This window comes from Microbacterium sp. UNCCL10 (genome assembly GCF_000746195.1).
In the GTDB taxonomy this organism is placed as follows: domain Bacteria; phylum Actinomycetota; class Actinomycetes; order Actinomycetales; family Microbacteriaceae; genus Microbacterium; species Microbacterium saccharophilum.
Genome location: NZ_JQKT01000009.1, coordinates 233,934 through 254,003, shown reverse-complemented (window position 1 = coordinate 254,003; position 20,070 = coordinate 233,934). Strand labels below are relative to the sequence as shown.

Here is a 20,070-nt window from a genome sequence, read left to right as displayed (position 1 = left end):
TCGGGCCCGGTGCGTAGGGTGGGCGCGTGAGCGACACCCGCACCGGACCCGACGGCCTCCCGCGCTGCGCGTGGGTCGGCGACGACCCCGAATACCGCCGCTACCACGATGAGGAGTGGGGTCGCCCGCTGCACGGCGACCAGGCCCTGTTCGAGAAGATGAGCCTCGAGGGGTTCCAGGCCGGGCTCAGCTGGATCACGATCCTCCGCAAGCGCCCGCGGTTCCGAGAGGTCTTCGCGGGCTTCGAGCCCGCCGTCGTCGCGGCGTTCGGGCCCGACGACATCGAACGGCTCATGACGGATGCCGGCATCATCCGCAACCGGCTCAAGATCGAGGCCACGATCTCCAACGCCCGGCTCGTCGTGGACATGGCGCCCGGAGAGCTCGACGCGTTCATGTGGTCGTTCGCGCCCGCGACGCACGCGCGCCCCGCGACCTTCGCCGACGTCCCTGCGACGACCGCCGAGTCGGATGCCATGAGCAAGGCGCTCCGCAAGCGCGGGTTCCGCTTCGTCGGGTCGACGACGATGTACGCGCTCATGCAGTCCGCGGGCATGGTCGACGACCACGTCGAAGGATGCCACCGCGCCGCGTGACGGCATCCCGTCGCCGCCCCGCCACTCCACCGCGGACACGCCCTGTCCGCGGTGCGCGCGAGACTGTAGGGTCGCACCGATCGAGAGGACCCGTATGCCCGCCGAGCACGCTCCGCACATCGCCGATTCGCACGAGGTCATCCGCGTCGTCGGCGCCCGGGAGAACAACCTCAAGAACATCGACGTCGAGATCCCCAAGCGGCGCCTCACGGTCTTCACCGGGGTCAGCGGGTCGGGGAAGTCCTCCCTCGTCTTCAGCACGATCGCCGCCGAGTCGCAGCGCCTGATCAACGAGACGTATCCGACGTTCGTGCAGCAGTTCATGGGCCAGATCGGCCGTCCCGAGGTCGACGCCCTGGAGAACATCAGCCCCGCGATCATCGTCGACCAGGAGCGGATGGGCTCCAACTCCCGCTCCACGGTCGGCACCGCGACCGACGCGCACGCGATGCTCCGCATCCTCTTCAGCCGCATCGGCCAGCCGCACGTCGGGTCGCCGCAGGCGTTCTCCTTCAACATCCCCTCCGCCTCCGGCAGCGGGGCGATGACGATCGACCGCGGTCCGGACAAGGGCAAGACCCAGCGCCGCAGCTTCGAGATCACCGGCGGCATGTGCCCGCGGTGCGAAGGGCTCGGCGAGGTCAGCGACATCGACATCGACGAGCTGCTCGACCGCACCACGTCGCTCGCCGACGGCGCCATCAAAGTCCCGGGGTACAACGCGGACGGCTGGATGGTGCGCGGGTTCACCGAGTCGGGCTTCCTGGATGCCGACAAGCCCATCGCCGACTACTCCGAGCAGGAGCTCGCCGACTTCCTCTACAAGGAGCCGACGAAGGTCAAGATCCAGAACATCAACATGACCTACGAGGGGCTCGTCCCCAAGGTCACGAAGTCGATGCTGCAGAAGGACCGCGACACGCTCCAGCCGCACATCCGCGCCTTCGTCGACCGGGCGGTGAAGTTCACGGCGTGCCCCGACTGCGGCGGGACACGGCTCAACGACGGTGCACGATCCTCGAAGATCCGCGGGGTCAGCATCGCCGATGCCGCGGCCATGCAGATCTCCGACCTCGCCGCCTGGCTCGCCACGATCGATGACCCCGAGGTCGCCCCGCTCATGTCGGGCATGCGCCAGACGATCGACTCGTTCGTCGAGATCGGCCTCGGGTACCTGTCGCTCGACCGGGCGTCGGGGTCGCTGTCCGGCGGCGAGGCGCAGCGCACGAAGATGATCCGGCACCTCGGCTCGAGCCTCACCGACATCGCGTATGTCTTCGACGAGCCGACCGCAGGCCTGCACCCGCACGACATCCAGCGCATGAACGACCTGCTCCGGCAGCTGCGCGACAAGGGCAACACGGTCCTCGTCGTCGAGCACAAGCCCGAGGTGATCGAGATCGCCGACCACGTCGTCGACCTCGGACCGGGCGCCGGCCGCCACGGCGGCGAGATCACCTACGTCGGCGACGTCGCAGGGCTCCGCGCCTCCGGCACCCTCACCGGGCGCCACCTCGACCACCGCGCGACGCTCAAGCCGGCCACCCGCACGGCGACCGGCGCGCTGCCGATCCGCGGCGCGACGCAGCACAACCTGAAGTCGGTCGACGTCGACATCCCGCTCGGCATCCTGACCGTCGTCACTGGGGTCGCGGGCTCAGGCAAGTCGTCCCTCATCCACGGCAACGTGCCCGCCTTCGACGACGTCGTCGTGGTCGACCAGTCGCCCATCAAGGGGTCGCGCCGCAGCAGCCCCGCGACGTACACGGGCCTGCTCGATGTCATCCGCGCCGCCTTCGCGAAGGCCAACGGCGTCAAGCCCGCCCTGTTCAGCGCGAACTCCGAGGGCGCCTGCCCCGCCTGCCGGGGGCTCGGCGTCATCGTCACGAGTCTCGGGATCACGGCGAGCGTCGAGACGACCTGCGAGCTGTGCGGCGGGACCGGGTTCAGCGACGCCGTCCTCGAGTACACCCTCGAGGGTCGCAACATCGCCGAGGTGCTGGCCCTGTCGGCTGCGGAGGCCGCCGAGTTCTTCACGAAGGGCCCCGCCCACACGACCCTCGCGAGGATGATCGACGTCGGCCTCGGCTACATCACCCTCGGGCAGTCGCTCAACACCCTCTCCGGCGGCGAGCGGCAGCGCCTCAAGCTCGCGATCGCGATGGCGAAGAAGGGCGCGATCTACGTTCTGGACGAACCCACCACGGGTCTGCACCTCGCCGACGTCGACAATCTCCTCGCGATGCTCGACCGGCTCGTGGATGCCGGCAACTCCGTCATCGTCATCGAGCACCACCAGGCGGTCATGGCGCACGCCGACTGGATCGTCGACCTCGGGCCCGGCGCCGGGCACGACGGTGGCCGGATCGTGTTCCAGGGGACGCCCGCCGATCTCGTCGCGGCCGGCGACTCGCTGACCGCCGTCCATCTGCGCGCCTACGTCGGCGGCTGACGCGCCCCGCCCGCAGGTGGGCACTCATGGGGAGTTCTGCCCATGTCAAGAGGCAAAACCGTTCGCGACCGTGACGTAGAGTGTCACAGTCCCACTCGTCCACCCCCCGCGAGCGGCTGATTCAGCGATCAGCTCCCGACGCAGCGCAAAGACAACACCCGACCGGAGGGGAGCCGGCCCACATGATGTCCTTCGCGTGGCTTCGTGCGCGCCCGCGCACCCTGGCATCCGTCGGCGCCCTCAGCGCCGCGGCCGTCACCATCGGCACGCTCGCCTTCTTCTACGAAGGCAAGCCGACCACCGAGGTCGACCTGCACGACGGCGGCGTCTGGGTGACGAAGCAGTCGAGCCTGCTCGTCGGACATTTCAACAACGAGTCGCGGGTCCTGGACGGGGGCCTGCGCACGAGCTCCGCCGAGTACGACATCCTCCAGTCCGGATCCCAGGTCCTCGTCGTCGACACCACCGGCTCGACGGCCACCGCGATCGACCCGGCGCGCGTCATCCTCTCCGACAGCGCCGACATCCCGCCCGGCTCGCAGGTCGCGATGGGCGGCGGCATCGCCGCGATCCTCGATCCGGCGGGGCAGCTCTGGGCCATGAAGTTCGCCGGCGTGGGCTCGTTCGCGCCGGAGAAGGTCGACCCGCTCGCCGAACTCGGCAAGGGCACGGCGATCACCGTCGGCACCGACGGCGTCGTCCACGCCGTCTCCCCGGAGAAGGGCGCGCTGTACAGCTACGCGCGCGGCGACGACGATGCGATCGCGCAGACCTCCGAACGCGGTCTCGACGGAGTCGAGAAGGGTCACGACCTGTCGATCACGGCCGTCGGAGACACCGCTTTCGTCCTGGATGCCGACACCCGCACCCTGCTCGGCGGCAACGGCTCGCGCACCGAGGTCGGTCCCGACGCGGTGCTGCAGCAGGCATCGGTCGCGACCGATGCCGTCGCGTTCAGCACCCCCACCGACCTCGTCCGCATCCCCGTCGGCGGCGGCGACGCGGCGACGCTCCCCTCGGAGGGCGCCGAGGGCACACCCGCCGAGCCGGTGTTCGTCGCCGGCTGCTCCTACGCGGCCTGGTCCGGGTCCGGCCGTTTCGTCCGCGACTGCCCGGGCGAGGCGGACGACCTCCGGCAGGAGATCAAGGGCGTCGACGCCACCAGCGTGCTGCAGTTCCGCGTGAACCGCGACGTCGTGGTCCTCAACGACGTCTTCGGCGGCGCGGCGTGGATGGCCAGCGACAGCATGCAGCGCGTCGACAACTGGATGGACATCACCCCGCCCGAGGGCGAGGGCGAAGAGGAGGAGGAGACGACCGAGGAGACGGTCCAGACGACCCTCCCCGAGCGCACCGACCAGAACACCGCGCCGATCGCGAAGGACGACGAGTTCGGCGTCCGGCCCGGCCGCACCACCGTCCTGCCGGTGCTGGACAACGACACGGACGCCGACGGCGACGTCCTCGTCGCGTCGGCGGAGACCGAGCCGGGATTCGGGTCGATCGAGCCCATCCACAACGGCGCCGCCCTGCAGATCAGCATCCCCGAGGACGCCACCGGGTCGACGACCTTCACGTACCGGGTTGAGGACGGCCGGGGCGGGGAGGCCACCGCGAGGGTCACGCTCTCCGTGCACGGTTGGCAGACCAACGCCGCCCCCATCCAGAAGCGCACGACCGCGGTCACCGTTGAGACCGGTGGGGTCGCGTCGTACAACGTCCTGCCGGACTGGATCGACCCGGACGGCGACGACATCTTCCTGAAGACCGTGACGACGGACGGCGGCGACGAGGCCGACTTCACCTCGGACGGCCAGATCACCTACCGTGCGATCGGCGGCGTGCAGGGCCGCAAGGACGTGCCGATCGTCGTCTCGGACGGCACGAAGGACGGCGGCGGCATCGCCCGCTACGACATCCGGCCGCTCGGCACGACGCTCCCCGTCACCAACGCCGACCATGTCGTCACGCGCGAGGGCCGCAGCGTCAGCGTCTCGCCGCTCATCAACGACACGAGCTCCGGCCGTGAAGCCCTGCGCCTCACCCGCGTCGACGACGTCGAGGGCGCTCGCATCTCGCCGGACTTCGCCGACAAGACCTTCTCGTTCGTCTCGGACAAGGCCGGCACCTACTACGTGCAGTACCTCGTCTCGGCCGGCCCGAACTCGGTGCCCGGCATCGTCCGCGTCGACGTGCTCCCCGATGAGGACACCGACCTGCCGCCCATCGCGGTCCGGGACATCGCGCTCCTCCCCACCGGTGGCGACGTGCTCGTCAACGTGCTCTCCAATGACACCGACCCGGCCGGCGGCATCCTCGTGGTGCAGTCCGTCACCGTCGAGGCGGGGTCCGGCATCACGGCGGCCGTGCTCGGTCACGAGACGGTCCGCATCGCGGACCAGGCCTCGATCGACCAGCAGGTGCGCGTCACGTACACGATGTCGAACGGCTCGACCTCCGTCGAGGGCGAGATCGTCGTCATCCCGGTGCCGGCGCCCGCGAAGCTGCGCGCCCCCGTCGCCAACGACGACCAGGTCGTGGTCCGCGTCGGCGACACCGTCACCATCCCGGTGATGGAGAACGACTACCACCCCAACGGCGACACGATCCACGTCGCCCCCGACCTCGTCCCGCCGCTCATCGACGAGGAGGACGGGGAGATCTTCGTCTCCGAGGATTCCCTGCGCTTCCGCGCCTCCGACGAGCCCGGTACCGTCTACGCCACCTACGAGGCGGAGGACTCCACCGGTCAGCGCGACGCCGGCTACGTGACGATCCAGGTGCTGCCCCGCAACGACGAGGCCAACGCCGCGCCGCGCCCGCAGGATCTGACGGCGCGCACCCTGAGCGGCGCGAAGGTCACCATCCCGGTGCCGCTCGACGGCATCGACGAGGACGGCGACTCCGTCGAGCTCGTCGGGCTCGCCGATGCGCCCGCCAAGGGCCGCATCGTGACCACCGACACGGCGGCCTTCACCTACCAGGCCTTCGACGAGGCGACCGGGGTCGACACCTTCACCTACCGCGTGCGCGACGCGCTCGGCAAGGAGGGGACCGCCACGATCCAGGTCGGCATCGCCCCCGCCGAGACCACCAACCAGGCGCCGTACGCCCTGCGCGATTCCGTCATCATGCGCCCCGGTCGCGAGGTCGCGCTCCCCGTGCTCGTCAACGACTCCGACCCGGACGGCGACGCGTTCGGCTTCGCGAAGGACGCCGTCGAGGTCCCGGACGTGCCGGGCCTGGGGGCCAAGGTGTCCGGCGAGTACCTCGTGATCACCTCGCCCGACGAGGAGATGAACACCAGCGTCCAGTACACGATCGCCGATGCGCGCGGCCTCCGCGCGACGACGACGGTGCAGATCACGGTCGACGAGGACGTTCCGCTGCTGCGGCCCACCGCGCGGGATGACCGCGTCCGCGCCGAGGACGTCGCCGAGGACGGCACCGCCGACGTCGCGGTGCTCGAGAACGACGACGACCCGGACGGGACGAAGAGCGCGCTCGCCGTGACGCTCGGCGCCGGCGGTTCCGCCGCCCGTGTCATGGCCGACGGCGTGGTGCGCGTGACGCTCGGCGAGAAGGCGCAGCTGATCACGTACACGGTGCGCGACCAGGACGACCAGACCGCCGCCGCCTTCATCCGCGTCCCCTCGCTCGACTCGCTGCCGCCGAGCCTCATCTCGACGGCCGCCGTCGAGGTCAAGAGCGGTGAGGAGATCGAGCTTCCGCTGAAGAAGTACGTGCGGGCCGCCGGCGGCAAGGATGTCGTCATCACGGAGGCCGGCAAGGTCTCCGCCGGCAACAGCAACGGCGCGGGGCTCGTGAAGGACCAGACGACCCTCGTCTACACGTCGAAGGACCGCTACCACGGCGCCGATGCGCTGACGTTCGAAGTCACCGACGGCACCGGACCTGACGACCCGAAGGGCCGCAAGGCTACCCTGACGATCCCGATCACGGTGCTGCCGCCGGACAACCAGCCGCCGACCATGGTCGGCGCGACCGTGAACGTCGCCCCCGGCGAGGACCCGTCATCCCTCGACCTGGCCTCGCTCGCCACCGACCCCGATCCGGGTGACAAGCTCAGCTTCTCCCTCGTCGGCGGTTCCCCGTCCGGCATGTCCGTCTCGGTCAGCGGGTCGACGTTGAGCGCGTCCGCCGAGGCGAGCACACGCAAGGGAACGAAGGCATCCGTCGTGGTACGCGTGAGCGACGGTGAGACCGAGCCGGTCGAAGCGACCATCACCGTCCTCGTGTCCGCCTCGACGCGCGAGCTGGCGAGCGTCAACGACGACGTCATCGAGGAAGCCGATCAGGGTGCGACCATCTCGGTCCCCGTCCTGAACAACGATGTGAGCCCGTTCCCGGACAAGCCGCTGAAGCTCTCCAGCGCGGTCGTGGAGACCGGCAGTGCAGACGCCCGGGTCAACGGCACCTCCGTCGACGTCACGAGCGGCTCCGACTTCGTCGGCACGGTCGTCGTGCGCTACCGGGTGCTCGATGCCACGGAGGACGTCGACCGCGCCGTCGAGGGACGCATCCGGATCACGGTGCAGGGACGCCCCGACGCACCCGGAAAGCCGACGGTCTCGAGCGTGCAGAGCCGCACCGTCGTCATGTCGTGGACGCCGTCGAGCGACAACGGCACGCGCATCACCGGCTACACCGTCACCTCGACGGCGGGCAACTACTCCAAGGAGTGCGCGTCGACGACGTGCACGCTCGACGGGCTGACGAACAACGTCGAATACAACTTCGTCGTCACGGCGACCAACCGCGTCGGCACCTCCGACCCGTCGGTCCCGTCCGAGACCGCCCGCCCCGACGTCCGCCCGGAGACGCCGGCGGCCCCGTCGCTGAACTTCGGCGACCGGAGCCTCCAGGTCGCATGGGCGACGCCGCGCACCGAGGGCTCCCCGGTGGAGAGCTTCACGCTCGAGATCTCGCCCGCGCCGCCCTCCGGCGTCGTGCAGAAGACCGGCGTCACCGGCAACGCGCTCGTCTGGGACGGCCTGGAGAACGGCGTCGCCTACCAGGTGCGCGTCCAGGCCATCAACCGCGCGCCCGAGCCGTCCGGCTGGAGCCCGTGGTCGGCGACGATGGTCCCGGCGCGCGCGCCGGAGGCGCCCGGCGCTCCGACGACGGCGCGTCTGGAGCCCGTCGGCAGCCAGGCGCAGATCCAGGTCGCGTGGAACGAGCCCGCCAACAACGGCGACGCCGTGGCCGGCTACCAGCTGAACGTCATGCAGGGCTCGAGCGTCGTGCGCTCGGTCGCCGTGCCGGCCGGTCAGACGAGCCAGGCGGTCGTCGTCAACGCCTCGGAGACCGACTACACGTTCACCGTCCGTGCGCAGAACAAGGCCGGCTGGGGCGCGTTCAGCCCGCCGTCGGCACCGCGCCGCGGCTTCACGGCACTCGGCGCACCGGCGATCGGCGCGGCCAGCGCCGGGAACAACCAGGTCAGCGTCACCTGGACCGGCGGCGATCGCGGTGGCGCGAGCGCGAGCGAGGTCAGCTACCAGTACTCCGTGAACAACGGCGGCTGGCGCGGCGACTGGGTCGCCGGCGGCAACGGCAGCGGCACGATCGGCAACGGCCAGGTCAACAACAACGGCACGTACTCGATCCGCATCCGCGCCGTCGCGACGGTCGACGGTGCGACGTACTCCAGCGGGCCGTCCGCCGCGTCGAACCAGGTGGCCCCGTACGGTCCGATCGGCAGCCCGTCGGCGCGCGCGACCGCGAGCGGTACGACGATCACGATGAGCTGGTCGTCGCCCGCCCGCAACGGCCGCGACATCACGACCGAGATCCGCACCGGCGACGGCCGAGGGTGGCGCACGGTCGCCGCGAGCGGCAGCGAGAGCTACAACGTCGGCTACTCCACGACCCGCACGATCGACGTGCGCACCACGGCGGCCGGGCAGACGACGACGGCCTCCGACTCGGCGACCACGGGTGCGGAGCCCCAGCCGGATCCGCGCGCGTGGGTCTCGCACGGCAGCTCGGCGCCCGCCGGCTACTACTTCGCCATCAACACGCGGGACTTCGCCGCCGGCAACTACACGTACGAGTGCTGGGGTGACGGCCGCCAGTTCAACGACTGGGAGGGGCCGGTCTACCTGCCCGCGAACGGCAAGACCCAGGTGCAGTGCTACTGGGGCTACCCCGGCAAGCAGGTGTGGGTCGTGCTGAACGGCAAGAAGTACGAGACGACCACCTGGTGACGCCTTCAGCCGAAGGCGCCCGTGCCCCCATCCCCCCGAACAAGGACACGAACGAATGAGCATGACCCCCGAACAGGCGGCCTGGTTCCGCGACACCTTCACACGGCTCGTCGACAACGTCGACATCGCCCTGATGGGCAAGCGCGAGGTCGTCGGCCTCGTGCTGGCCGCGATGCTCGCCGAAGGGCACGTGCTCCTGGAGGACGCCCCCGGCACCGGCAAGACGAGTCTCGCGAAGGCGCTCGCCGCGAGCGTGCAGGGCACGTCGAACCGCATCCAGTTCACGCCCGACCTGCTGCCCTCGGACGTGACCGGCGTCACGATCTACGACCAGCAGAACCACAAGTTCGAGTTCCACCGCGGACCCGTGTTCGCGTCGATCATGCTCGCGGACGAGATCAACCGCGCCTCCCCGAAGACCCAGTCGGCCCTGCTGGAGGTCATGGAGGAGTCGCGCGTGACGGTCGACGGCGTCGCGCACGACGTGGGCCGCCCGTTCCTCGTCATCGCGACCCAGAACCCCATCGAGCAGGCGGGCACGTACAAGCTTCCCGAGGCGCAGCTCGACCGCTTCATGATCAAGACGTCGATCGGGTACCCCTCGCTCGCGATCGCCGAGCGCATCCTCGCCGGCGCCGTCGACCGGAACCCGTCCGCGCAGCTCACGCCCGTCATCACGACCGGCGCCGTCGCCGACATGGCCGACCTCGCCGCATCCGTGCACATCGACCCGGCCGTCGCCCGCTACACGGCGCAGCTCGTCGAGGCGACCCGTGCCGCCGAGGCGACCCGCCTCGGCGTCTCCGTCCGTGGTGCGATCTCGATGATCCGGATGGCGAAGGTGTACGCGGCCGCGCAGGGCCGGCACTACGTCATCCCCGACGACATCAAGACGCTCGCCCTGCCGGTCTGGTCGCACCGTCTCGTGCTCGACCCGGAGGCGGAGTTCTCCGGTGTCACAGCCGAGAAGGTCGTCCAGCGCGCTCTGGACGACGTGGAGGCGCCGCTCGCGAGGGCGACCGCCTGATGACCCTCACGCCGGAGAAGCAGACACCGACGCGCCGCGCGCGCCGGGACTCCGGCGCGCCTCCGACTCCTCCGGACGGCGCGGTCTCCGCCCCGCAGGAGGCGGAGACGGCGCCGCCGCCCGTCGGCGCCTCCCCGCAGGTCACGCGCGCGCAGCAGCTGCGTGAGGATGCCGCGGCGTTCGCGGCACTCACGGGACGCCGGGCCCGCGCGGTCGCGGCCGTCGTGCGACCGGTCGGCTGGGTCATCCTCGCGGCGGCGGTCGTGCTGTGGGTCGTGTCGACGATGCTGGGGTGGGAGGAGGTCATGATCGCCGCGGCCGTCCTGACCGCCGTCGTCCTGATCAGCCTCGTATTCCTCTTCGGCCGCACGACCTACGACGTCGAGCTGGATCTCACGCGCTCGCACGTGGTCGTGGGGGAGCGGGCGGTCGGTGCACTGACCCTCACCAACAGCACGGGCCGTGCCATCCTCCCCTCCCAGGTCGTGCTCCCCGTCGGCAGCGGCCGCGGCATCTTCCAGGTTCCGCGCCTCGCGCCGGGCGCCGCGCACGAAGAGCTCTTCGCCATCCCCACCAGTGCGCGCGGCGTGCTGGCCGTCGGCCCGGTCAGCGTGCTCCGTGGCGACCCCCTCGGCCTCTTCGAACGGACGCACGACCGCCGTCAAGCGGTCGACCTGTACGTGCACCCGCGCACCACCTCGCTCGAGGGTCTGTCGCTCGGGCACCTCCGCGACCTCGAGGGCCTGCCCTCCCAGCACCTGGCCCGCGACGACGTGTCCTTCCACGCGCTCCGCGAGTACCAGCCGGGGGATGACCTCCGCCACGTGCACTGGAAGTCCACGGCGCGCGTCGGCTCCGTCATGGTCCGCCAGTACGAGGAGACGCGGCGCTCGCACTTCGTCGTCGGACTGTCGACCCACCCCGACGAGTACCGCGTCGCCGACGAGTTCGAGCTCGCGATCTCCGTGGCCGGGTCGATCGGCCTGCGCGCGCTGCGCGACTCCCGGACGCTCGACGCCCGCGTGCAGAAGGGCGCTCTGCGCTCTCAGAGCGGGCGGCGCTTCCTCGACGAGCTGTCGGCCCTGGAGCACTCCCGTCCCCGCGAGGGCGGCATCGTCGCGCTCGCGGGCGCGATCGCCGCGCACGCACCGCAGGCCGCCGTCGTCGTGCTGGTGACCGGGTCGAAGACCGACAGCAACGACCTGCGCCTTGCGTGCTCCCGCATCCCGTTCGGTGTACGGGTGCTCGCGGTCGTCGCCGACACCCGCGTGGATGCTCCCGCGCTGCGGCGCATCGGAGACGCCGACGTGCTCACCCTCGGCGCGCTCGACCAGCTCGGCGGCGCCGTCCGGAAGGTCCTGTCGTGACGGCCGCCACGGCGTCGAGCGCCGCGCCGCTGCGCCCGTTGCGCCTCGTCGTCCTCGACCTCGCCGCCGTCGCTCTGCTGCTGCTCGTCGCCGTCATCGGGTTCGGCCCGACCTTCGAGGGTTCGCAGTACCTCGTCGCCGGTCTCGGCGGACTGGTGATCGGCCTCGCGATCGCGTGGGGCACCGCTCGTCTGCGCTGGGGCGTGCTCGAGGCCGCCGGGCTCACGGTCGGCGCCTACTTCCTCCTCGGCGGCCTGTTCGCCCTCCCGCACACCGCGATCCTCGGCGTCATCCCCACGATCGAGACGTGGCGCCAGCTCGCAGTCGGCACGGTCACGGCCTGGAAGCAGATGCTGACGACCGTGCCGCCCCTCGCGGCCTCCGACGGCCACCTCCTCGTCCCGTTCCTCCTCACGCTGCTCGCCGCCGTGATCGCCGGGTCGCTCGCGCTGCGCGTGCGCCGCGCGGCGTGGGCGCTCCTGCCCGCGGTCGCGCTCCTCGCGGCGCAGATCCTGCTCGGCGTGACCGAGCCGGCCGCTCCGCTCGTGCAGGGCATCCTGTTCGCCGTCGTCGCCGTCGTCTGGCTCGCGCTGCGTCATGCCTGGGAGAACGACGGCGCCGCCGTGCGCGTCGAAGCCTCCGGCGCCGCCGACGAGGGTGCCGTCCGCCACTCCCGCTCGCGCCGGCTCATCGCCGGTTCCGCCGTGCTCGCCCTCGCCGCCGGCGTCGGCGTCGCGACGGCCGCGTTCGCGAGCCCGCCGGTCCCGCGCTATGTGCTCCGCGACTTCGTCGTTCCGCCGTTCGACATCCGGCAGTACCCGAGCCCGCTGCAGTCGTTCCGTGCGTTCGTCCGCGACGATGCCGACGAGACGCTGTTCACGGTGACGGGTCTCCCCGAAGACGGTCGCATCCGTCTCGGCACGATGGATGCCTACAACGGCATCGTCTACAACGTCTCCGACGACGGTGCCGGATCGTCCAGCTCCTTCACCCCCGTGCGATCGAACATGTCGCCGCAGGTCGAGGGTGCCACGACGACGCTGCAGGTCGCCGTCGACGGACTGTCCGGTGTGTGGCTGCCCGATGCCGGCGCGGTGCGCGAGATCACGTTCGACGGCGACCGCGCCGAAGACCTGCGTCGGTCCGCGCACTACAACGACGCCACCGGCACCGCCGTGGTCACGAGCGGCATCGCCGCCGGCGACACCTACACGATCGACACGGTGTTCCCCGAGCTGCCGAGCGACGCGGCGCTGTCCGAGACGCCGTTCGCGCCGCTGAAGATGCCGAAGCAGACCGGCATCCCGGAGAACCTCGCCGAGCTGGCCTCGAAGGCCACCGCCGACGCCGAGACGCCCATCGAGCAGGTGCGGGCGCTGGAGAGCTGGCTCAGCACGGACGGCTTCTTCAGCCACGGGCTGGAGGGGGAGGTGCTCTCCCCGTCCGGCCACGGCGCCGCCCGCATCATGTCCGTGTTCTCCGGTGATCAGATGATCGGCGACGACGAGCAGTACGCCGTCGCCATGTCGCTCATGGCGCTGCAGCTCGGCATCCCCGCCCGCGTCGTGATGGGCTGGTACCCGGGTGAGGACGAGGAATCCGGCCGTGTCTTCACGGCGACCGGCGACAACCTGCACGCCTGGGTAGAGATCGCGTTCGAGGGGTACGGGTGGCTCCCGTTCACTCCCACTCCCGATGAGGACAACGAGCCGAACGACCAGACCACGAAGCCGCAGGCGAACCCCAAGCCGCAGGTGCTGCAGCCCCCGCCGCCCGCGCAGGAGCCCGCCGACCTGCCTCCCGCCATCGCGGAGGACCGCGAACAGGAGGACGAGGAGGACTCGCCGTTCGACTGGCTCGGCCCCGTGCTCCTGTACGGCGGCATCACCGTCGGCATCCTGGGTCTGCTCGCCGCGCCGTTCATCGTGCTCGGCGCGATCAAGGGCGCCCGGCGCACGCGCCGCCGCCGCGCGGAGCGCACCGCCGACCGGATCTCCGGCGGGTGGGACGAGCTCGTGGACTCCGCGGTCGACCTGCGGGCGCCGGTCGCCCACGGTGCGACGCGCGCCGAGAGCGCCGTGGTCGTGGGCGAGTCCTTCGCCCAGCCGCGCGTCGCGACCCTCGCGCAGCGCGCCGACGCGGACGTCTACGGTCCCGGCGATCCCACGCCGGAGCAGGTCGAGGCGTTCTGGCGGGAGGTGGACGATATCGTCGGGGAGATGAAGGGTTCCACGTCCGTGTGGCAGCGGATGCAGGCTCGGCTGAGCCTGCGGTCGCTCCGCCGCCGAGGGGGATCGGCGTGAGCCGGCAGCCGGCGGACCTCCGCCGCCGCATCGGCGCGTACCTCCTGGACAGCGTCATCGCCGCCGCGATCTCGGGCGTCGGCGCGGGGGTCTTCGCCGGGATCTCCCTCGGCACCGGCGGGGCGTTCCCGCTGCCGGTCGCGCTCGTCCTGGCATCCCTCGTCCCCCTCGCCTGGCTGCTCGTGTACTCCGCGATGCAGGGCGGCGACGGGTCGCTGGGCATGCGGATGCTGGGGCTCGAACTGCGCCACGCCGACGACGACGGTGCGCTCGGCTTCGGTCGCGCGCTCGGCCGCAACCTCGTCTGGGGCGTCGGCGCCGCCGTCGTCGTGGGGATGTTCTCGCCGCTCTTCGACCGCTCCCCGTGGCGGCGCGGCTGGCATGACATCGCGGTCGGCTCCGTCATGATCGACGCGCTCGACGCCCCGCCGCCCGCGACGCCGGTGCGCGCCGAGGAGATGGCGCCGCCGGTCCCCATTCCGCCGATGGCGGGCTTCCCCTCCGCGCAGAGCGCGGCGGCCCCATCACCGAGCGCCGTCGTCCCTCCGGCTGCGCCCACCGCTCCCGCTGCCGTCCCGGCATCCCCGGCCGCGGCCGCGAGCCCGGTCCGCCCCGCCGAGACCTCGCCGGTCGCGACGACCGTCTCCGCCCCCGCCGCGGGCGGCGTCATCTCGTTCGTGCCCGGGGTGACGCAGCAGTCCGCCAAGCCGGTCGCAGCTCCCGCGCCGGAGACCATCGTGCCGGCCGCCGTGCCGCTGGAGGACACCCGCATCGCGACCGGCCAGCGCGCGCTCGCCACCATGGTGTGGGATGACGGCACCCGCCAGGCCGTCTACGGGACGACGGTCTTCGGCCGCAATCCCGCCCCCGAGACCGGGGTCCACGTCGCACCGATCCGGGACGAGACCCTGTCCCTGTCCAAGACGCACTTCGAGATCGGCTCCGACGACGGCCGGCTCTGGGCGCTCGACCGGCACTCCACGAACGGTGTCGTGATCCGCCGCGGCGCGCAGCGCCAGACGCTCGTCGCGGGGCAGCGCACTCCCATCCACGCCGGCGATGTCCTCGAGATGGGCGACCGGCACGTGACCGTGGAGGTGGCCCGATGACCGCGACTCCCATCGACGTCGCCTTCGGAACGGCGACGCATCCCGGCATGCGCCGCCGCGCCAACGAGGACGCCCTGCTCGCCGAGTCGCCGCTGTTCCTCGTCGCCGACGGCATGGGCGGGCACGACGCGGGGGCCCGCGCGAGCGCGGCCGTCGTCGCCGCGTTCGCCGTGCTCGCCGGGCACGAGAGCCTGAGCGTCGACGAGATCCGGGTCGCCCTCGGCCATGCCCGCGAGCAGGTCGACGCCATCGCGAGCGGCGAGCGTGCCGCCGGCACGACGCTCAGCGGCGTCGCCATCAGCGATGTGGGCGGGGTCGGCTACTGGCTGACCGTCAACGTCGGCGACTCCCGCACCTACCGATACGCCCGCGGGATGCTGACGCAGATCAGCGTCGACCACTCCGTCGTGCAGGAGCTCATCGACGCCGGGGCGCTCGACGGCGTCTCCGCGGCCCACGACCGGCGCCGCAACGAGATCACCCGCGCCATCGGGGCGGGCAGCGACGGCGAGGCCGACTACTGGATGGTGCCCGCCGAGCCGGGCGACCGGATCCTCGTCTGCTCGGACGGACTGTCCGGCGAACTGGACGCCGCGCGGATCGCCGGCATCCTCGGCGACGAAGCCGACCCGCAGGCGGCCGCGACCCGCCTCGTGCACGAGGCGCTCGTCCATGGCGGACGCGACAACATCACGGCCGTCGTCGTCGATGCGCTGGCGGTCAACGGCCATGACGACATCTACGACACCGCCCCGGCGGGCGGTCGCGGCGGCGACGTCGATGAGGACACCCGCCCGCGCGCGGGCACGAAGGGGAACCGCTGATGGTGGATGTGCGATACCGGCCGGCCGGCTCTGCGGAGTCGTGGCTCGCGGTGGTGTCCGGTTCCGCGCTCGCGGTGCTTCCCGCCGAGGTGACGCCGCACACGGCCGAGGCCGCCTGGCGCCGGCTTGCGCAGGGCGGCATCGCCGGGCTGCTGGAGGCGCTCACGGGCGCCTTCGGCACCTCGCTCACCGCCATCCCGCCGTTCGCGCTCGTCGTCGTGGAGGAGGGCGCCGTGCGCGTCGCCGTCCGCGGCGGACTGGAGCTCGTCGTCGAGTCGGGCACCGGCGCGGAGGAGATCTCCGGTCGCGGCGTCTCGACCTGGGTCGAGCGGGTGATCCCCGATGTGCACCGGGTGTCGCTGGCACTGGATGCCGGGGCCGACGGAGCGGGCACCCTCCCGCTCGCGGACGGCATCGCCCCCGTGTCGGCCGTCGTCGTCACCGTCGGCACCGTCCCGGCCGCGGTCGCGGCACCGGCGACCGCCGTGGAGATCCCCGCCGAGTCCCCGCCTCCCACCTCGCCTGCCGTGGAGCCCGCGCCCGAGGTAGCGCCGGAGCCGCAGGCTGCGCCTGCGCCGGAGGCCGCGCCGCCCGCGCCGGAGGCCGCGCCGCCCGCGGAACCCGCCCCCGAGCCGGAGCCCGCCCCCGAGCCGGAGCCTGAGCCGGAGCCCGTCCCTGAACCGGAGCCCGCCGCCGGCGCCCCGGCCGACGACGAGACGATGATCACGGGCGTCCCCGTCGGTCCCGCGGTCGCCGAGACCTGGCTGCCGGCCGCGACCGCCGTCCCGGACGACGCCCCCGACGACGATGTCGTATGGGGCGAGACGATCGCCCGTCCCCGCGCCGCGCAGGCGGAGCCCGCGGAGCAGCAGGCGACTCCCGACGCGCCCGGCGACGATCTCGGCGACCACGACGGCGAGACGATCGCCGTCGCCGACCTGCGCGCCATGCGCCAGGCGGAGCGCGAGCAGTACGAGTCCACCGACAACGTCCCGCCGCGACGGCCCTCCCGGGGTCGCATCCGCCTGTCCACGGGGCGGGTCGTCGAGCTGGAGCGCCCCGTCGTCATCGGCCGGCGCCCCAAGTCGACGCGGGCCTCCGGCGCCGACCTCCCGACGCTCATCGCCGTGGACAGCCCCGACCAGGACATCTCCCGCAGTCACATCGAGATCCGTGCCGAGGGCGAGCACGTGCTCGTGACCGACCTCGACACGACCAACGGCACCGTGCTGCTGCGCGGCGGCAACGACCCCGTGCGCCTGCACCCCGGTGAGGCGACGATGGTCGTCACGGGCGATGTGCTCGACATCGGCGACGGCATCACGGTCGTCTTCGAGGATCTGCCGTGAGTACGAAGCGCGTCCCCGCGCCGCCTCCGTCCCTCCCCGGGTTCACGTACGTCGAGCTGCTCGGCTCCGGCGGATTCGCCGACGTCTACCTGTACGAGCAGCAGCTGCCCCGGCGCCGCGTCGCCGTGAAGGTCCTGCTCCCCGACCGGATGGCGGGGTCCTCGGCCGAGCAGTTCGCGGCGGAGGCCAACGTCATGGCGCTGCTGTCGACGCATCCCGCGATCGTCACGATCTACCAGGCGGGCGTCTCCGAGGACGGCCGCCCGTACCTCGTGATGGAGTACTGCCCGCGCCCGAACCTGCAGGTCCGCTCCCGCGCCGCCGCGTTCTCCGTCGCGGAGGCGCTGCGTGTCGGGGTGCAGGTCGCCGCCGCCGTCGAGACGGCGCACCGTGCCGGCATCCTGCACCGCGACATCAAGCCCGCCAACATCCTCGTCACGGAGTACAACCGTCCGGCCCTCACCGACTTCGGCATCGCGACCACCGCGGAGGCCGCCGACTCCTCCGCCGGCATGTCCATCCCCTGGTCGCCGCCGGAGACCTTCGCCGACACCCCCGAATCGGGCGTGCGATCCGACGTCTACGCGCTGGGGGCGACCGTCTACACCCTGCTCGCCGGGCACTCGCCGTTCGAGGTCCCCGGCGGGCGCAACGGCGGCGCCGACCTCATCCGCCGCATCGAATCGCAGCCGCTCGCCCGCCTCGACCGTGCGGACGTCCCGGAGTCGCTCCAGGCCGCCCTCGAGCGGTCGATGGCCAAGCGCCCCGGCGACCGGTACGACACCGCGGTCGCGTTCGCGCGCGCCCTGCAGCGCGTGCAGATCGAACTCGCGCATTCCGTCACGCCCATCGACATCCTCGACGACTCACCCGTCGACGAGGACGGCGACGAGGACGACGGGGAGCTGACCCGCGTCCGCGGGATCGTCAGCATCGAGCCGCAGACCTCGCCCGCTGCCGGACAGACCCGCCAGCGGGACACGGCCGCCTTCGCGCCCTTGCCCGGCGCGGCGCCGGCCGAGGCGCCCGTCGAGTCGACGATCCTCCGCGCCCCGACACCCATCGCCACCATCGAGGACGTCTCGGCGACGGTCCGCCGCCCGCCGGCGCCGCCCGCCGGAGACACCACCGTCCCCGAGGTGGCGGCGCCGGCGATGCCCGTCCCCGCCCGCTCCCGGAAGGGCGTGTGGGTCGGTCTCGGCGTGGGGGTCACGGCCGCGCTCATCGTCGGCGGCGTCGCGCTCGCCAGCGCGTTCACCCCGGCCCCCGTATCGACCCCCACCCCGACCGGTTCGGTCGCGCCGCAGGACCCCATCGCGGGCTACGTGCCGCCCCCGGCGGACGTCGTCGGCGACGCGGCCGACGGTCAGGTGCGGTTCACCTGGACCAACCCCGACCCCGAACAGGGCGACACGTTCGCCTGGTATCCGTTCACCCTGGAGGGCAACGGCACGACGCAGAGCACCTCCGAGACGACGGTGACCCTCCCCGCCGACCCGTCCGGGCGGACGTGCATCGCCGTCCAGCTCGTGCGGGCGAACGGCACGACCGGCGACGAGACAAGGAAGTGCGCACCGTGACCGACATCATGGACACCGTCCCCCCGCCCTCCGACACCCCGGTCGGTGTGACGGTCGAGTTCGCGGGGGAGTACTTCACCCTCGCACCGGGGGAGCGCTTCACGATCGGCCGGGAGGGCGACCTCACCCTCGACGACAACCGGTTCCTGCACCGGCACTTCCTCTCCATCGAGGATGCCGGGGGCCTGTGGTGGCTCGTCAACATCGGGTCCCGCCTGTCGGCGACCGTGACCGACACCGAGGGCCGCGTGCAGGCCCAGCTCGCACCGGGCGCACGCCTGCCGATCGTCTTCGCCGCCACGACCGTCGTCTTCAGCGCCGGACCGACGACCTACGAGCTGTCGGTGCACACCGAGCAGCCGGCGTTCCGCGAGAACGTCCCGAGCCTCGACGACGACGGGCTCTCCACGATCGGCGCGGTGCCGCTGACGGTGAGCCAGAAGCTCCTCATCCTCGCGCTCGCCGAGCCCGTGCTCCGCCGCGAGGGCACCGGCATGAGCGAGCTGCCCAGCTCGGCGAAGGCCGCCGAGCGGCTCGGCTGGACGCTCACGCGCTTCAACCGCAAGCTCGACAACGTGTGCGACAAGCTCGACCGGCAGGGCGTTCCCGGTCTCCGCGGGGGTGTGTCCGCCTCCGCGACCAACCGGCGTGTGCGCCTCGTCGAGCACGCCATCGCCTCACGTCTCGTGGTCCGCGAGGACCTCGCGATGCTCGATGACCCGGAGCTGGTCGGCGAACGGAGCCGCTGACCGGGCTCACGCCCGGTCGTGCCCGAGCACCTTCACGATGACGCCGCGGCGGCGCAGTTCCGCCACGGTGCGGATCTCCTCGTCCACCCCGCGGCCCAGGGCGTGCTTGTCGGCGACCACGACGACGTCACCGCTCCCCAAGCGGCCGAACAGTCGGGTCAGCCGCTCGATCCAGCCCTCCCCCGTCTCCGGCGCGGGATGGCGGAATCCGTCGATCGGCACGCCGAACTGCGCGAGGGCCTCGCGCTGCGCGGCGACGCTCGGCATGTCGTCCCGCACGACGACGAGCCCGACGAGCCGGGAGCCGGCGGGGCGCGCCGCCCACCACTCGGCGCTCGGCTGCAGCGCGGGGAAGGTCGCCGCCAGCGCGTCCGCATCCGCGGGGAGGGTCACCGTGTGCGTCTCGGCGTCTTCGCCCGGCATCCCGCCGACGGCATCCACCCGGTCATCGCTCACGACGTCGCCCCTGTCCTCGGCCCCTCGG

At 72.2% G+C, this 20,070-nt stretch carries 12 protein-coding genes; 11 read left to right on the top strand and 1 reads right to left on the bottom strand.

Annotation, left to right across the window (positions count from 1 at the left end; all coding sequences use genetic code 11):
• Window positions 1-26 precede the first annotated feature (26 nt).
• From BR85_RS11590 to BR85_RS11540, 11 genes are all read left to right on the top strand, one after another.
• On the top strand, window positions 27-596 hold the full coding sequence (locus BR85_RS11590; protein WP_028496685.1) for a DNA-3-methyladenine glycosylase I: 570 nt from the start codon (window positions 27-29) through the stop codon (window positions 594-596).
• Between the two features lie 94 nt (window positions 597-690).
• A complete protein-coding gene (locus BR85_RS11585; RefSeq protein WP_028496684.1) occupies window positions 691-3,048 on the top strand; it encodes an ATP-binding cassette domain-containing protein in 2,358 nt (785 codons plus the stop codon).
• Between the two features lie 182 nt (window positions 3,049-3,230).
• Window positions 3,231-9,278, top strand: coding sequence for an Ig-like domain-containing protein (locus tag BR85_RS11580; RefSeq protein WP_028496683.1), 6,048 nt, complete (start codon window positions 3,231-3,233; stop codon window positions 9,276-9,278).
• A 55-nt stretch (window positions 9,279-9,333) separates the two neighbouring features.
• On the top strand, window positions 9,334-10,305 hold the full coding sequence (locus tag BR85_RS11575; protein ID WP_028496682.1) for an AAA family ATPase: 972 nt from the start codon (window positions 9,334-9,336) through the stop codon (window positions 10,303-10,305).
• The gene (locus tag BR85_RS11570; protein WP_028496681.1) at window positions 10,305-11,672 is read left to right on the top strand and encodes a DUF58 domain-containing protein; all 1,368 of its coding nucleotides are present in this window, start codon (window positions 10,305-10,307) and stop codon (window positions 11,670-11,672) included. Before BR85_RS11575 ends, BR85_RS11570 begins: the two co-directional genes overlap by 1 nt.
• Window positions 11,669-13,975: a transglutaminase-like domain-containing protein gene (locus BR85_RS11565; RefSeq protein WP_051526321.1), complete on the top strand. Its 2,307-nt coding sequence runs from the start codon at window positions 11,669-11,671 to the stop codon at window positions 13,973-13,975. Before BR85_RS11570 ends, BR85_RS11565 begins: the two co-directional genes overlap by 4 nt.
• Window positions 13,972-15,084 (top strand): RDD family protein, encoded by a 1,113-nt coding sequence (locus BR85_RS11560; RefSeq protein WP_051526320.1) that lies wholly within the window; start codon window positions 13,972-13,974, stop codon window positions 15,082-15,084. Before BR85_RS11565 ends, BR85_RS11560 begins: the two co-directional genes overlap by 4 nt.
• On the top strand, window positions 15,081-15,908 hold the full coding sequence (locus tag BR85_RS11555) for a PP2C family protein-serine/threonine phosphatase (RefSeq protein ID WP_028496678.1): 828 nt from the start codon (window positions 15,081-15,083) through the stop codon (window positions 15,906-15,908). Before BR85_RS11560 ends, BR85_RS11555 begins: the two co-directional genes overlap by 4 nt.
• On the top strand, window positions 15,908-17,257 hold the full coding sequence (locus tag BR85_RS11550) for an FHA domain-containing protein (protein ID WP_028496677.1): 1,350 nt from the start codon (window positions 15,908-15,910) through the stop codon (window positions 17,255-17,257). Before BR85_RS11555 ends, BR85_RS11550 begins: the two co-directional genes overlap by 1 nt.
• On the top strand, window positions 17,254-18,837 hold the full coding sequence (locus BR85_RS11545; RefSeq protein ID WP_028496676.1) for a serine/threonine-protein kinase: 1,584 nt from the start codon (window positions 17,254-17,256) through the stop codon (window positions 18,835-18,837). The genes BR85_RS11550 and BR85_RS11545 overlap by 4 nt, the downstream gene beginning before the upstream one ends.
• On the top strand, window positions 18,834-19,586 hold the full coding sequence (locus BR85_RS11540; protein ID WP_036272901.1) for an FHA domain-containing protein: 753 nt from the start codon (window positions 18,834-18,836) through the stop codon (window positions 19,584-19,586). Before BR85_RS11545 ends, BR85_RS11540 begins: the two co-directional genes overlap by 4 nt.
• A 6-nt stretch (window positions 19,587-19,592) precedes the next feature.
• Here the strand turns inward: BR85_RS11540 and BR85_RS11535 are convergent, their stop codons facing one another.
• Window positions 19,593-20,009 (bottom strand): recombinase family protein, encoded by a 417-nt coding sequence (locus BR85_RS11535; protein WP_036272899.1) that lies wholly within the window; start codon window positions 20,007-20,009, stop codon window positions 19,593-19,595.
• Between the last annotated feature and the right edge of the window lie 61 nt (window positions 20,010-20,070).